Source organism: Maribacter sp. TH_r10 (genome assembly GCF_033101095.1).
Lineage (GTDB): Bacteria > Bacteroidota > Bacteroidia > Flavobacteriales > Flavobacteriaceae > Maribacter_A > Maribacter_A luteus.
The window spans coordinates 244,361-259,012 of the sequence record NZ_JAWMPY010000001.1 but is presented as its reverse complement, the minus strand read 5'-3'; the positions used below and the strand labels follow the sequence as shown (position 1 = coordinate 259,012).

At 39.7% G+C, this 14,652-nt stretch carries 11 protein-coding genes; 3 read left to right on the top strand and 8 right to left on the bottom strand.

The window, feature by feature from the left end:
* Window positions 1-10: 10 nt before the first annotated feature.
* Window positions 11-2,881 carry a TonB-dependent receptor gene (locus R3X28_RS01060; protein ID WP_317661768.1) on the bottom strand — a complete coding sequence of 957 codons (2,871 nt, stop codon included), beginning with the start codon at window positions 2,879-2,881 and terminating at the stop codon, window positions 11-13.
* Window positions 2,882-3,082: 201 nt separating this feature from the next.
* Here R3X28_RS01060 and dgt point away from each other — a divergent pair, with 201 nt between their 5' ends.
* Window positions 3,083-4,426, top strand: a complete 1,344-nt coding sequence (gene dgt / locus R3X28_RS01055; RefSeq protein WP_317663041.1) for a dGTP triphosphohydrolase — start codon at window positions 3,083-3,085, stop codon at window positions 4,424-4,426.
* Here the strand turns inward: dgt and R3X28_RS01050 are convergent.
* Both R3X28_RS01050 and R3X28_RS01045 read right to left on the bottom strand, forming a co-directional pair.
* Window positions 4,423-5,535 (bottom strand): DUF3078 domain-containing protein, encoded by a 1,113-nt coding sequence (locus R3X28_RS01050; RefSeq protein ID WP_317661766.1) that lies wholly within the window; start codon window positions 5,533-5,535, stop codon window positions 4,423-4,425. The genes dgt and R3X28_RS01050 overlap by 4 nt on opposite strands.
* Entirely contained in the window at window positions 5,525-7,297 is a 1,773-nt protein-coding gene (locus R3X28_RS01045; RefSeq protein WP_317663039.1) for a 1-deoxy-D-xylulose-5-phosphate synthase, read from the bottom strand. The genes R3X28_RS01050 and R3X28_RS01045 overlap by 11 nt, the downstream gene beginning before the upstream one ends.
* 75 nt (window positions 7,298-7,372) lie before the next feature.
* Here R3X28_RS01045 and R3X28_RS01040 point away from each other — a divergent pair, with 75 nt between their 5' ends.
* Window positions 7,373-7,822 (top strand): nucleoside deaminase, encoded by a 450-nt coding sequence (locus R3X28_RS01040; protein WP_317661764.1) that lies wholly within the window; start codon window positions 7,373-7,375, stop codon window positions 7,820-7,822.
* 54 nt (window positions 7,823-7,876) lie between these two features.
* On the opposite strand, the gene R3X28_RS01035 is transcribed toward R3X28_RS01040, so the two are convergent.
* The 5 genes from R3X28_RS01035 to aspS form a co-directional block, all read right to left on the bottom strand.
* A complete protein-coding gene (locus R3X28_RS01035) occupies window positions 7,877-8,071 on the bottom strand; it encodes a cold-shock protein (protein WP_154365721.1) in 195 nt (64 codons plus the stop codon).
* 89 nt (window positions 8,072-8,160) lie between these two features.
* Window positions 8,161-8,412 (bottom strand): hypothetical protein, encoded by a 252-nt coding sequence (locus R3X28_RS01030; protein ID WP_317661760.1) that lies wholly within the window; start codon window positions 8,410-8,412, stop codon window positions 8,161-8,163.
* The gene (locus tag R3X28_RS01025) at window positions 8,409-10,199 is read right to left on the bottom strand and encodes a chloride channel protein (protein WP_317661758.1); all 1,791 of its coding nucleotides are present in this window, start codon (window positions 10,197-10,199) and stop codon (window positions 8,409-8,411) included. The genes R3X28_RS01030 and R3X28_RS01025 overlap by 4 nt, the downstream gene beginning before the upstream one ends.
* A 5-nt stretch (window positions 10,200-10,204) precedes the next feature.
* Complete coding sequence (locus R3X28_RS01020) at window positions 10,205-11,977, bottom strand: APC family permease (protein WP_317661756.1); 1,773 nt, start codon at window positions 11,975-11,977, stop codon at window positions 10,205-10,207.
* Window positions 11,961-13,718 carry an aspartate--tRNA ligase gene (gene aspS, locus R3X28_RS01015; RefSeq protein WP_317661754.1) on the bottom strand — a complete coding sequence of 586 codons (1,758 nt, stop codon included), beginning with the start codon at window positions 13,716-13,718 and terminating at the stop codon, window positions 11,961-11,963. The genes R3X28_RS01020 and aspS overlap by 17 nt, the downstream gene beginning before the upstream one ends.
* Before the next feature lie 175 nt (window positions 13,719-13,893).
* On the opposite strand from aspS, the gene R3X28_RS01010 reads away from it, so the two are divergent.
* A complete protein-coding gene (locus R3X28_RS01010) occupies window positions 13,894-14,640 on the top strand; it encodes a DUF4184 family protein (protein WP_317661752.1) in 747 nt (248 codons plus the stop codon).
* Window positions 14,641-14,652: the final 12 nt, after the last annotated feature.

The window sequence follows — 14,652 nt, the reverse complement described above, 5'->3', positions numbered from 1 at the left end:
GTTAAAATCATTAAAATCTATAACTGAGACCTAGGCTTAATCCAGCACCGGTCGTATATGAGCTAACCGTTTTGTCTTCCTCGATTCTTTCCGCCGAAGAATCTGCAGCTACTTCCGACACATTTGTCAATATGCTCTGTGTTTGTTTTATTTCAGGATTTAGGAGGTTTTTACCCACTAAGGTTACTTTCCATTTTTTGGCGATTATTTTACTTACTACCGCATTCAGCACTACAAATCCTTTTTCTATTATCGCATCATCATAAAAAATATCCCTATTGGTTTGATCCGTTGGAACTCCCAAAGCATAGATTTTATCCGAAGCATAATTGGCATTAAGTGAAGCGGAAAACTGATTTTCGCCTACGGTGTTGAAATTTAAGCTCGTATTGAAAATCCAGTCAGAAGCGCCTTGTAAATCTGTTTTTTCTATCCCTTTGTACCTAAAAGTCCTTGTTAATTCACCATTTTCATTATAAATTTCCTTTAGATCCTGAGAATGCCACATACGGGTCGCATTCAACACTATATTAAGTTTATGGCCATTCTGGGTGCCATCTTCTTCATTTATGGTTGGTTTGATCAGGTCTATTTTAGTTTCAGCCTCAAGACCGAACACCTCGGCTTTTTCAGCAGAGTTGAAGTACGAGAATACGCCCGCAGAACCTCTATCCCTTACTTTGTTAATAGGATCCGAGATATCTTTATAAAAGGCCGCTACGGAAACTAATTGTGTTGTAGATGGGAAGTATTCCCATTTAAGATCATAATTTAGATTTCTTGAAGCCGTTACATCGCTATTACCACGGGTTATCTGCCCTGTTGGTGAAACATATTCGAATGGGGATATTTCTTTAAATTCAGGTAATGTTAAGGTCCTACTTACTGCTAGTCTTAATGCGTGTAGTTCATTAAGGGAATATTTGATATTCAAGCTAGGGTAGAGATTGTTATAGTCTTGGGTGCTTTCTCCTTCTCTAGGGAATAAGTTTCCGATATCCCAATTGACAAAAATCTCATCTTTTTGATAACGGAGTCCGGCATCAAAGTTCCATTTATCAAGATTTAGGTTAAAATCTACAAATCCGGCCATGGACTCTAACTTGCCGGTATAGAGATCCTTACGTTCGTCGTTGGCATTCAGTCCTAGATAGTTGTATTCCAATATTCCGGCATCGAAATAGGATTGTTGGAAAATATTGCCGATTTTATCTATAGATGTAGGATTTATCGCATTGGTAGAAGTTTCTTCAACGCCAACAAACTCTGAGCTAAAGTCCCTTTCCTTGTTCCGGTAAGATACGCCCAATTCTATTTTAAAGGATTTATCGTTATCCTCTTCTTTGATTATATCTATAACATCCTTTAAATATCCGTTGAATTCGGTATCCTCAATAAGCTGGCTCGATTTTCTTTGTTGAAAACCACCTGTTCTACCCAGTTGCACATCAAAATCGGGCTCAACCTCATTTGGGTCCCAGTTGACTTCATTTCTTATCCTGTTAGGCTCATCTGCATTTAGCAAGTTATACCCACCTGCCCATTTGATGGTATGTTTCTCCCCAATTTCATGGGTGCCCAAAAGTTGGGTAACCAATAAACGGGTTTGTTTGGTATTTTGGTCCCTAATGAATTGGAAAAGACCTTCGGAAGGGTTAGTCTCTTCAAAAATTGTGGCTTCCCCATTTCGGCCTCCTTCAAAAACCGATTCATCTATTTTGTTGACAAAGAAAGTACTTGATTTGATCCTGTTCTTATCATTGGCAAAAAAAGTCATATCCAATAGCGCCGTATTAACGATTTTATTGCGATATGTTGTGGCATCGGTAATGGTATCATCTATGAAGTTGGACCTATATTGTCTAAAAAGTCCTTTTTGATATTCATAGGATTTTGAGTGTGAAGCCGTAAAAAATATAGCTAGTTTATCTTTTATTCTTTTTCCTGCTATGATCGAGAATGAATAATCGATAGGGTTTTCCTGGTTTCTGGTGTTCCATCCTTGTTGTGTAATCTGTTCTTGAACTGTTCTATTTGAGTTGTAAAAACCGAACGTTACATCGCTTTGGTTGGGAGAGATCTTAAAATCATCATATACCCCACTTTTGGCCACGTTCGTATTGATCCCTGCGGAATAACTGGCCCCTAATTCCGAAGTGCCGACGAGTTCCCTGCCACTGATATTTATCGCTCCAGAGGATTGGTCAGCTGTATTCTGTGCGGCATAGGTCTTACTGATACTCACATTGCGAATAACCCTTGTAGGGAAGAGAGACAAGTCGATGTTCTTTTTCTCAACGTCATCGGAAGGCACGGTTAGGCCATTAAGGGTTGTAGATAAATAACGGTCACCTAAGCCTCGTACAAATACATCGCCTGAAGCCTCACTACTTGATACCCCTGAGATTTTTGTCGTTGCCGTTGCTACATCGGAAACCCCGATTTTTCCTAATTCAACCGCTCCGATACTTTCTTTGATTTCGATGGCCTTTTTTTGGTCGATCAATAGTGCCGTCTCCGAATCCTTTCTTGCTACCGTTGTTACCGTTACGCCTTCCAAGGCCACACCTGTGGTTGCCATAGGTACATTTATGGTAGAAACTTTTCCGGCTTCAACCTGTACGTTCGGCATCTCTACGGTCTCATAACCTAAGAAACTAAAAACTACCGTGTAGGTGCCCGGTTCTAGATTTGCAATTTCATAAAGTCCGTCAAAATCGGAAGTAGTTCCTTTAGTAGTTCCTTTAATTACCACATTTGCGAAAGGTAGTGGCTCGTTGTTCATTTCAGTGTCGGTAAGTGTACCGGCAATACTCCCTGTTTCTTGTGCGCTTAAAAAAACGCTAGTCAGTAATAGTAGACTAAAAATAATTTTTCTCATGTTTGATTTTCTCTGTTATTAAATACCGCTGCAAATAAACTGTGGGCATGTAAAAGGCGGGTTAGCCCTATGTTAAATGTTAAATATGTTAGGGTTATTTAAAGGTTACTAGATTAACTAAATGTTAAGAGAATAGATGTGGCCCTGATTATACCGGAGGCTTCAAAAAATACGTATCTTGCCCATAATTATGCATATAAAATGAATTGGGAACAATTACTCTCTTTGCGCCGCCACGGCGATGTCAGTAAAAGATTACGAAAAGAACAGGATGAGACCCGTTTAGGGTTTGAGGTTGACTATGACAGAATCATTTTCTCATCGGCGTTTAGAAGCTTGCAAGATAAGACCCAGGTTATACCACTGTCCAAAACGGATTTTGTCCATACCCGTCTTACACATAGTTTGGAAGTATCGGTCGTAGGTCGTAGTTTGGGTAGGGCAGCAGGTAAAAAAATCTTGGAAAAGCATCCGCATTTGAGAGATATACATGGTTATAAGTTCAATGATTTCGGTGCTATCGTTGCCGCTGCCGCATTGGCGCATGATATTGGAAACCCGCCTTTTGGCCATAGTGGGGAGAAAGCCATTGGTGAATATTTTAAGACCGGAAAGGGTGTCCGATTCAAAGAGGTGCTCACAGAAAAAGAATACCAAGATATTATCGATTTTGAAGGTAACGCCAATGGATTTAAACTATTGACGGAATCCCGGGAAGGTGTAGATGGGGGATTACGATTGGGTTATGCCACATTGGGGGCATTTATGAAGTACCCTAAGGAATCATTGCCCAAAAAACCGACCCAACATATTGCCGATAAGAAGTTCGGTTTTTTTCAATCGGAAAAGCAGACTTTTTTGTCGGTTGCTGAAGAATTGGGACTTGAACAGACCCTGAAAGGGAATGATATTTCGTTCGCAAGACATCCATTGACCTTTCTTGTGGAAGCGGCCGATGATATCTGTTATACCATAATCGATTTCGAAGACGGAATAAACTTAGGATTGATTTCCGAGGATTATGCCTTGGAGTATTTGATAAAATTGGTCAAAGACCGAATCAATACCAAGAAGTACAATGAACTAGCTTATAAAGAAGATCGTCTTAGCTATTTAAGGGCCTTGGCCATAAGTACTTTGATCAGTGATGCCATAGATGTGTTCGTAGCAAATGAAGAGGCCATTTTAGAAGGGGAATTTGATGTGGCACTTTTGGACAAAAGCAAGTATACCGCCCAAATCAATGATATAATTGCCTTGAGCGTAAATAAAATATACAGATCGCAGGAGGTATTGGAAAAAGAAATCGCAGGGTATAAGATAATTTCCGACCTTTTGGATGTTTACACCACGGCTTTGGTAAGGACAAATGAAGGTATTGCCTCCAATTACGATCGACTTGTAGTGAATATGCTCCCTGGGTTTTACCAACAAACCGATAAACCTATTTATAGGATATTGTTGAACACATGTTGCTATGTGGCCAGCTTGTCTGATAGTGCGGCCGTACACCTACACAATAAAATCATGGGGAAACAACTCTAGAACTCATAGGTAATTCCGACACCTAAAGATTGTTTGAACTGTATTCTGGGTATTCCGGCAGATGTTATATTGCCATCATCATCTTCTATTTGGTCAAAAAGTATGTCATCATCATAGATGAGATGCGTACCTATTGTTGTGATAATCGATTTATTCACTTGGAGTTTTAAAGCTAGTTCCCAATCTACATCGATATTTCCAAAGCTATTGAGATAATCGGAATATAGTGTTAGATCATGCGTTAGGCCAACGTTCTTGACAATATTAGTTTCCCATTTGTTGGTAACCATAAATCCCAATTCAATATATGTGTTTTCACCCGGGGTGATAACATTTCCGTCATCATCATATTCAGCGCCTTCAACCCCAAAAGAACCGCTGTCCGCCAAATCTTGGTCTAACACGAAGGTTGCTTTTTGGGTCAATGGTGAAATATATAGGTTAAACTTTTGGTCAGCCGTAATATAAGAGGTACCAGCTCCTAGATAGGAATAACCTGGTGACATGAACCTGGAGATAGGATTGTCACGGTCCGGATACTTGTAACCGTTGGAAAATTGGGTATTGAAAGTGGCCTTGACCGAATAGTACCAATTGGTTATCGTATCACGGCGATATCCGAATGTTGAACCTATTTTAAGGGCGTCGTCCGTTTTTCTCAGTTTTTGGTCTTCTTGGGCATTAAGACCATAACGAAGCTCCAAATAATTGTCCCATTGAATATACCTGAATTTATAATTTCGATCAAAACGTAGTTTCCCGACACCTGATACCGAGTTATTGCCACCAGCATTCCAATTGACAAAGGCTACTTCACTGAAATTTAAGGTAAAACTATTTTTCTTTGTCCAAAAAGAAGGTACCCTGAACCTTCTTGGTTTATTTTTCAATGCTCTTGTTTTCTTAAAACTAATGACCGGGTTGGTCAAATTAACACTCCTTGGCACATGTTTGATCTGCACCAGTGTTCTGCGTATAACAACAGTATCGATCTTTGTGGAGTCTATGGGATTTGTAGGTGGAATGGAATCTTGGCTATAAACGGAATTAAAACAAGCTAAAAACACAATTGCGGAAACTAACCTTCTCATCATCATCTTAAAGTTCATAAAGGGTCTTATTAATATGCTGTTTTATTGATTCACCATCTAATCCGGCCAATTTATGAAGTTGGTCAATGGTACCATGTTCCATAAACCTATCTTCTATACCTAGGACATCGATTTTGGCCAAGTAATTATTTTCGTTCGCAAAATTCATGATCGAACTTCCAAAACCGCCAAGTTTACATCCATCTTCAATGGTTATGATATGGGAATAGTGTGAAAAAATATGGTGGAGTTGTTTTTTATCCAAAGGTTTAACGAAACGCATATTGTAGTGACCAATTTGTTCTGATGAAGGTAATTCGGGAATGATTTCCTTGACCAAATTACCAATATGACCTAAAGTAAGTATAGCAATTTTCGTGCCTTTTTTAATCATTTGAGAGGTCCCTATTTCAATTTTTTCAAAAGGTGTGCGCCAAGACAACATTACACCCTTCCCCCTGGGATATCTGATAGCTATGGGCTGTCCTATTCCCATTTGTGCGGTATACATGATATTCCTCAGTTCTTGCTCATTCATCGGGGCAAAAATAATTAAATTGGGAATGCAGCTCAAGTAGGCAATATCATAAACTCCATGATGGGTGGCTCCGTCTTGCCCTACGAGTCCGGCCCTATCCAAACAGAAGACAACGGGTAAGTTCTGAAGGGCTACATCATGAATGATCTGATCATAGGCCCTTTGAAGAAAAGTGGAGTAAATGTTACAGAAAGGGATGAGGCCTTGTGTGGCCATTCCTGCTGCCAAGGTAACGGCATGTTGTTCCGCGATACCAACATCAAAGGCCCTATCCGGAATTTCATTCATTAAAAATTTCAACGAACTTCCTGTGGGCATGGCCGGTGTAATACCTACAATATTTGGGTTTGATTTGGCCAATTCTACAAGGGTATGTCCAAAGACATCTTGGTATTTTGGGGGCTCCTTAGAATCCGGTTTTTTCTGAAGTTCTCCCGTAAGTCTATCGAACCTTCCCGGGGCGTGATAGGTGACCTGGTTTTCCTCAGCCTTTTGCAAACCTTTACCTTTGGTTGTAATTATATGCAAGAGTTTTGGCCCGGGTACTGATTTTAAACGTTCGAGTTCTTCCAATAGAAGAGGTAGGTCGTGACCATCTAATGGTCCGGCATAGTCGAAATTCAAACATTCGAAGATATTTTCATCCTTGGCCGTTCCTTTTTTAACATTGGTCAAATATTTTTTCAATGCCCCTACACTGGGGTCAATACCAATGGCATTATCATTAAGGACAACCAGAATATTTGCATCGGTTACCCCGGCGTGGTTTAACCCCTCGAATGCCATTCCGCTTGCAATTGAGGCATCACCGACTACTGCAATATGGTTACGTTCGGGTTCGCCTTTCAATTTGGAAGCAATTGCCATACCCAAAACAGCTGAAATAGAAGTGGAGCTATGCCCTGTTCCAAAATCGTCATATTCACTTTCTTTTCTATTGGGAAAACCACTGATGCCGCCCATTTGACGATTGGTAGCGAAGATGTCCTTACGTCCTGTCAATATTTTATGGCCATAGGCCTGATGCCCAACATCCCATACTAACTTATCATCTGGGGTATTGAATATATAATGAAGTGCAATGGTAAGTTCTACCACACCCAGACTGGCTCCTAGATGGCCTTCTTTGACAGAAACAACATCAATTATGAAACTTCGTAAGTCTTTGGCAAGTTGAGGCAACTCGTCTTTTTTCAACTTACGCAGATCTGCAGGGAATTGTATTTTATCCAATAGGTTCATCACTAATGGCAAATGTAAGGGAAATTCATATGTAACAATTATATTCTATAATATCAAAAGTGTAATTTTGAAATTATGGATTTACCGTTTGATGATAACTTTTACATGAAAAAGGCACTGCAAGAAGCGGAAATAGCCTTTGAAAAAGGGGAAGTGCCCATTGGGGCCGTTATTGTGGTCGATGATCGGATTATTGCCAGGGCCCACAATTTAACAGAACAATTGACAGATGTTACGGCCCATGCAGAAATGCAGGCCATTACCGCAGCAGCGAATTTCCTAGGAGGTAAATATCTGCAGAATTGCACCATGTACGTAACCTTGGAGCCATGTCAAATGTGCGCGGGAGCTTTGTACTGGAGCCAAATATCTAAAATCGTCTATGCTGCTGAAGATGTCCAAAGGGGCTATAACGCTATGGGGACTAAACTGCACCCTAAGACAAAAGTGGTAGGTGGTGTGTTGGAGAAAGAAGCTTCAGATTTATTGAAAAGATTTTTTATTGAGCGAAGAAACCTGAATTAAAAAAACCCCAGCATTAAATGCAAGGGTTTTCAATACAATCAATAATAGAATATTTTAACCGATTACTTGCACTTGGCCTGCAACCATACCTTTTCTGCCTTCTTCTTCTTCGTATTCTACTTTGTCACCTTCGTTTAATTCAACACCGTTCAATGCTGTAACATGAACAAAAATGTCGCTTCCCGTCTCGTCGTTGGTAATGAATCCGTATCCTTTGGATTCATTGAAAAATTTAACTGTACCTGTCATTCCAATTGATATTAAATAGATAATTAGTACACTAAAATATAATTTTTATGGCAGATGTAATCAAATTTGGGAAGAAAAAAATGTTTTAATCATTGATTTTCAGGCTTTTCAACATCTTCGCCTCGCATTTTTCTAATATTTTCTTCTGTAAGCATGTAGTCTTTCATCTTTTTCCCTTTACTCTCTTTATAGAGAAAAAGGGGCATGGCCAAAAGGAAAATACCAACAGTACCCAGGCCAATAAATTTGTTGCCAAGGTTGATTTGTTCTTCATGGATACTGAATCCGTAAATTATGGAACCCAGTGAGGCCAAGACAATGAAAATGATGAAATATTTCATTTTGTAAAGGTAATCAACTTTCTGCGATAGGCGGTTAACAGCTTTGATTTGGTGATAAAACCGACGTATTTACCATTTCTGAGAACAGGAAGGTTCCAAGCACTACTGGTTTGGAACTTGTCCATTATATCGGTCATTTTATCCTTTTCCAATTCAATGATCGCCGGTGGTTTTATCATAACTTCATTGGCAATTACCTTATCGTAAAGTTTTTGTTTGAACATTATTGAACGAATATTGTCCAAGAGTATAATCCCTAATAAGGTGCCATCTTTTTCATTTAATACGGGAAAGATATTTCGGCTCGATTTTACTACGGCTTTGTGAACGATATCGCCTAAGGTCATCTCGGGATAAATGATGACAAAATTGTCTTCGATAACCTTGTCAATATCCATAAGGGTAAGAACCGCGTGATCTTTATCGTGGGTAATCAACTCCCCTTTTCTTCCCAACTGCATGTTGTAGACCGAATGGGGGTGTACATATTTTGCGATAGGGTATGAAATGGCCGAGGTAATCATCAAGGGAATAAATAGTTCATAACCCCCTGTTACTTCGGCAATAAGGAAAATAGCTGTTAACGGTGCATGCAGTACACCGGCCATTAGGCCCGCCATGCCTACCAAGGTAAAATTACTTTCAGAAATCTTAAAGGACAGTAATCCGATATTATTTAGGATTTTAGCCACACAACTTCCCATAAGACTGCCCATGAAAAGGGTAGGGGCAAAAATACCACCTACGCCACCGGCACCAAAAGTGATGGATGTTGCAAAAATCTTGAATATTACTAGACCGCCAAGTAGCATGATCAACGTCCATACATTGTCCAAATTAAGATTAAAGACATTGTTATCCAGGAAATTACCCGGATGGCCTTTTACCAAATTGTTGATGACGTCAAAACCCTCGCCGTAGAGTGGTGGAATAAAGTAAACAATGACCCCTATACTTACCCCTCCTATCAATAATCGTTTTACGGGTGAATCGAATTTGTCGAAAAACTTCTGGACCCTAGTGTATACTTCGGTGAAATACATTGAGGTTATACCTGCGACAAGTCCTAGGATTATATAAAAAGGAACATCAGAGATTTCAAAACTATCCTCGATTTTAAAAGGTAACAACACGTCATCACCCAAAAAGAAATAAGAAGTGATTATAGCGGAAATGGAGGCCAATAATAAAGGAACCATGGATGCAATCGTCAGATCCAAACTAAAAACTTCAATAGCGAAAATGATAGCCGCTATCGGAGCTTTGAAGATTGATGACAACGCCCCTGCGGCCGCACAGCCGATCAATAGGTTGCGTGCTGACTGGTTCATATGCAACAATCTTGAAATATTGGAGCTAATGGCGGCCCCAGTGGCCACAGAAGGGCCTTCTAGACCTACCGATCCCCCGAAACCTACGGTTAGCGGGGCGGTTAAAATAGAACCGAATATTTGATACCTTTTCATTACACCCTTACGCTTGGATATGGCATATAAGGTAGAAGGTATGCCATGACTTACCTTATGCCGGATAACATATTTTATGACCAGGTAAACCAAAATAAGACCGATCAAAGGAAAAACAAAGTAAAAGGCATGGTGGTAATCCCTAACTAAGTTTCCTTCTAATAAATGTTGGTAAAAGTGGGTCAGGTTTTTTAGGATAACGGCGCCTATTCCCGATGTGAATCCTACTAGGATACTTAAAAAATAAATGAATTGGCGTTCAGTTATGTGTTTGGCCCTCCATATTAGGAATTTGGTAAATAACTTTTTTTTCTTTGGCATTTGGGCTATATGATTAATCGAACACCTCCAAGTTGTTCAACTTTGTAATTGAACTTGTCACTTGGAGAACCTATGAACATAAAATTAATGGGAATATTCCATTTTTTGGACAAGCTTTGAATAAGTTTAGGTGTAAATTCACCTTTCTCTATAATAAAATCAACTTTTATGTCAGGGTATTCCCTGTCTAAAATATCGATTTCAAAAGCGAGGTTTTTTGGTATTTCATCGCCCTCCCTTTGAACATGCACTATTTTTATTTTTTTGGTATGTTCGTTTTTCTTGATGTATAACATGACCTTGTTCAATGTCGCTATACTATCCCCCTTGGTGAAAAAGACGAACTCTTGATTGTTAATTTCATGGATGAAAGATAGAATCATTTTATCCGCATTAAAAACCAATTTACGTATTGGGTCGAAAATATAGTGGATAAAACTTAATAGTAACCGTAGTACCAGTGTCCTGTTCAACATAAAAATGATAAAAATGATAAACGGTATAAAGTAATCCAAGAAAACCGTAAAATTGCTGGATTGTCCTTCTGCCGGTTCAATGATAATATTACCTACCAAGGCAATGGAAACTGCAATTATCGCTACAAAAACCGAAAGCCATGAGGCTTTTTCGGGTCTAGGTAAGGCAGCTCTTTTCACTTTGAGTAAAATATTCCCGATACCGAACAATGCCATCACGGATAAAAAGGATATGGTATAAACGCCTGCCAACAAAGTTACTTCCCCTTTGGTTATTAAAAGCACTGAAACCGCTAATATGAAGAACATGATGATGATACGATAAGAACTTCCTTTTTTATTTTGTTTTAAAAAGAACTGTGGCATTATCCTGTCCAATGTCATTCTTTCCAATAAACCTGTAACGCCGACGAAACTCGTTAATACGGCACCACTCAATACTAAAAAAGCGTCGATTGAAATTAGGGATGCGACCCAATTGCCACCCACATGTGAGGCCATTTCCACTAAAAGTGTGTTTTGATATTCACTACTTTGTAATACCGGCATGGCAAATAAGGCAAGTGCGAATACGGCCATCATGGGATTTATGATACTTACGATGGCCCACATATTCTTCAAGGTTTTTGGGAAAACACCTTTTTTCTGTTCTTCAATGAAGTTAGCCGAACTCTCGAAGCCCGATACGCCTAACATGGAAGCGGAGAATCCTAAAAATATGGCGGTCATTATTCCGTTTTCATTTGTGGGGAAATTCCAATTGTCAATAAAAGTACCAATGCCGTTATGAAATAAAAACAATATGATAAAGGCACTTAGAACAGCTAATGACAAAAGGTGAAAACCGAAAATCCCTATGGCCACTTTGGCCGACTCGGTAATTCCTATGATAGACAATATGGCAAACACACTTAATAGGCATATGGTTGCAATGATAATCGGCATTGAAGGTATGAGGTGATGTAAATAATGCATTGCTTCATTGGCCGATATTACCGCCGTGGCCATATAGGATAATATGGTCAAGGTAGCGGCAAATGATGCCATGAACTTACTCGTCGTGTTCAGTAATGCATTGTAAGTACCTCCATTTAATGGTAGGGCACCAACGACCTCACCATAAATTTTCCTGAATAAGAAAAGGACAACCGATACGATCAATAAGGTTATCCAAGCGTATTGGCCCGCGAATGCTATTGCTAGGGCTGAGACATATAAAACCGACGAACTGATGTCATTGCCACATATGGCCGTTGATTCCAGTTCATTCAGTTTCTTATGAATATTAGTTTTGACAGTCATTAATAATTAAATTCAACTCGTCCAACTGTGATTGGTCAATCACCGCTGGAGCATCTATCATCACATCACGACCACTATTGTTTTTGGGGAATGCGATAAAATCACGAATGGTTTCCTGTCCGCCAAGGATGGCTACCAATCGATCTAGTCCAAATGCTATTCCGCCGTGAGGGGGTGCCCCATATTGGAAAGCATCCATTAAAAATCCGAATTGAGCCTTCGCTTCATCCGTTGAAAAGCCCAAGTGTCTGAACATGGTACTTTGAATTTCCTTATCGTGGATTCTAATAGAACCACCTCCGATTTCATTACCGTTCAGTACCAAATCATAGGCATTTGCCTTAACAGAACCTGGATCGGTTTCCAAAAGCTCCATTTGGCCTGGTTTTGGTGAGGTGAAAGGGTGGTGCATAGCATGGTATCTTCCTGTTTCTTCATCAAGTTCCAATAAAGGGAAATCAATGACCCATAAAGGGGCGAACTCATTATTTTTGCGAAGTCCTAGTCGTTCTGCAAGCTCCATACGCAAGGCACTTAACTGCGCTCTGGTTGAATTTACATCACCAGATAGCACACAGATCAAATCTCCTGCCTTTGCATCGGTTGCCTTAGCCCAATTGGCTAAGTCTTCCTGATCATAAAACTTATCGACTGAAGATTTAAACGAACCGTCTTCATTACATTTAACATAGACCATGCCTTTGGCACCCACCTGCGGTCGGCGTACCCAGTCTACTAAACCATCGATTTCCTTTCGGGTGTAGGATGCCCCCCCTGGAACGGCGATACCTACAACTAATTCAGCAGAATTAAAAACGTTGAATTCTTTATGTTGGGCAACGGCATTCAGTTCGCCGAATTCCATTCCAAAACGAATGTCCGGTTTGTCGTTACCGTATTTTGCCATCGCCTCGTCAAAGGTCATTCTTGGGAATTTAGAGGTTTCTACCCCTTTTATTTCTTTTAATAGATGTTTTGTTAATCCTTCAAAGGCATTCAATATGTCTTCTTGCTCCACGAAGGCCATTTCACAATCTATCTGTGTAAACTCGGGTTGTCTGTCGGCTCTTAAGTCTTCATCCCTAAAACATTTCACGATCTGGAAGTATTTATCCATACCACCGACCATCAATAGTTGTTTAAAGGTTTGTGGCGACTGTGGCAAAGCGTAGAACTGCCCTTGGTTCATTCGGCTGGGCACTACGAAATCGCGGGCACCCTCCGGAGTGGATTTTATAAGATAGGGGGTTTCAACCTCGATAAACCCTTCTTTAGACAAATAGTTTCGCACTTCCATAGAAACCTTACTCCTAAAGATCAAGCTTTCTTTTACAGGGTTTCTACGAATGTCCAGATAGCGGTATTTCATTCTTAGGTCCTCACCACCATCAGTTTGGTCTTCGATGGTAAATGGGGGCGTTTTGGAAGAGTTGAGTATAGAAAGCTCTTTGACCAATACTTCGATATTCCCTGTTGGGATCTTATCATTCTTGGAGGCTCTTTCAATTACGGTGCCTTTTACTTGGATCACGAATTCGCGTCCAAGGTTTCTTCCTTGCTCCAATAACTCTTGTGAAGTTCTTTCCTCGTCGAATATCAACTGGGTTATACCATAACGATCACGTAGGTCAACCCAGACCACAAAACCTTTGTCCCTGGTTTTTTGCACCCAACCGGCCAACGTTACTTCTTTATTTATATGAGACTCCCTTAATTCCCCGCAGTTGTGACTTCTGTACATCTATCGAATTTATTTTTAAAAAGGCAAATTTACTAAGTATAAGCGATTCTCGGCTATTTTAGCTCCGGGATTTTCTAAAATTGTGTAAGGTGTATAGGGTTACCCTATGAAAGATATCTTCTTGGGATCATACTTTTTGCTTCCAAAAAACCGTTTTGTCTAAAAATAATGTTCAATGCCCTTTACTTTTTCGCATCCGGCGGCTATTTTCCCCATGGTAGGGAACAAGCGCTATTTTTCAGCATCGGGCTTGATTGTTGGTAGTATGGTCCCCGATTTTGAAAATTTCTTAAGAATGGACTTGGATGGTAGTGTGAGCGATACTTTTTTAGGAATCTTCATCTTTGATCTGCCCTTGTCGATCCTACTTCTTTTTTTATATCATTTATATGTTAGGGACATATTCATTAGCTCATTACCCAAATTCCTTTCCCAACGTTTTGCGACCTATATTGGTTTTGATTGGATGGGTTGTTTTAAGAATAGGTGGAAAATTATTTTGCCATCTATTTTCATTGGGGTGTTGACCCATTTGTTTTGGGATAGTTTCACCCATTATGATAGTTGGCTGAGCCTTAATTTCCGTAGTTTCTTTTATTTTAAGATCGGAGGTATTTCCCTATTTAATGTTTTTCAGCATGCAAGCTCCTTAGTAGGGGGCGTTTTGGTTTTTGTTTATATCGGTAAAATGGAAAAAGGTAACTTGCCCAATATCCAGGGATTCAAAAAACAATATTATTGGCTTTTGGTCTTTTTATTTGGGGGCATTGTCTTTATATGCAGGGCACTTTTCGGTTTTGATCGGTTCGATGAAGCGATCGTATCTGCAATAAGTTCTGTCCTTTGGGGTATTTTGCTAGGCTCTTTTTTATATGTGAAATATAAAAAAAGCAGTCTCTTTTCAGGGAAAAAGACTGCTTAATTCAAATTTGGA

Excerpts from the sequence above, each read along its gene's own strand:
- R3X28_RS01060 (WP_317661768.1), bottom strand. The coding sequence starts at position 2,881 with ATGAGAAAAATTATTTTTAGTCTACTATTACTGACTAGCGTTTTTTTA.
- dgt (WP_317663041.1), top strand. The coding sequence starts at position 3,083 with ATGAATTGGGAACAATTACTCTCTTTGCGCCGCCACGGCGATGTCAGT.
- R3X28_RS01050 (WP_317661766.1), bottom strand. The coding sequence starts at position 5,535 with ATGAACTTTAAGATGATGATGAGAAGGTTAGTTTCCGCAATTGTGTTT.
- R3X28_RS01045 (WP_317663039.1), bottom strand. The coding sequence starts at position 7,297 with ATGAACCTATTGGATAAAATACAATTCCCTGCAGATCTGCGTAAGTTG.
- R3X28_RS01040 (WP_317661764.1), top strand. The coding sequence starts at position 7,373 with ATGGATTTACCGTTTGATGATAACTTTTACATGAAAAAGGCACTGCAA.
- R3X28_RS01035 (WP_154365721.1), bottom strand. The coding sequence starts at position 8,071 with ATGACAGGTACAGTTAAATTTTTCAATGAATCCAAAGGATACGGATTC.
- R3X28_RS01030 (WP_317661760.1), bottom strand. The coding sequence starts at position 8,412 with ATGAAATATTTCATCATTTTCATTGTCTTGGCCTCACTGGGTTCCATA.
- R3X28_RS01025 (WP_317661758.1), bottom strand. The coding sequence starts at position 10,199 with ATGCCAAAGAAAAAAAAGTTATTTACCAAATTCCTAATATGGAGGGCC.
- R3X28_RS01020 (WP_317661756.1), bottom strand. The coding sequence starts at position 11,977 with ATGACTGTCAAAACTAATATTCATAAGAAACTGAATGAACTGGAATCA.
- aspS (WP_317661754.1), bottom strand. The coding sequence starts at position 13,718 with ATGTACAGAAGTCACAACTGCGGGGAATTAAGGGAGTCTCATATAAAT.
- R3X28_RS01010 (WP_317661752.1), top strand. The coding sequence starts at position 13,894 with ATGCCCTTTACTTTTTCGCATCCGGCGGCTATTTTCCCCATGGTAGGG.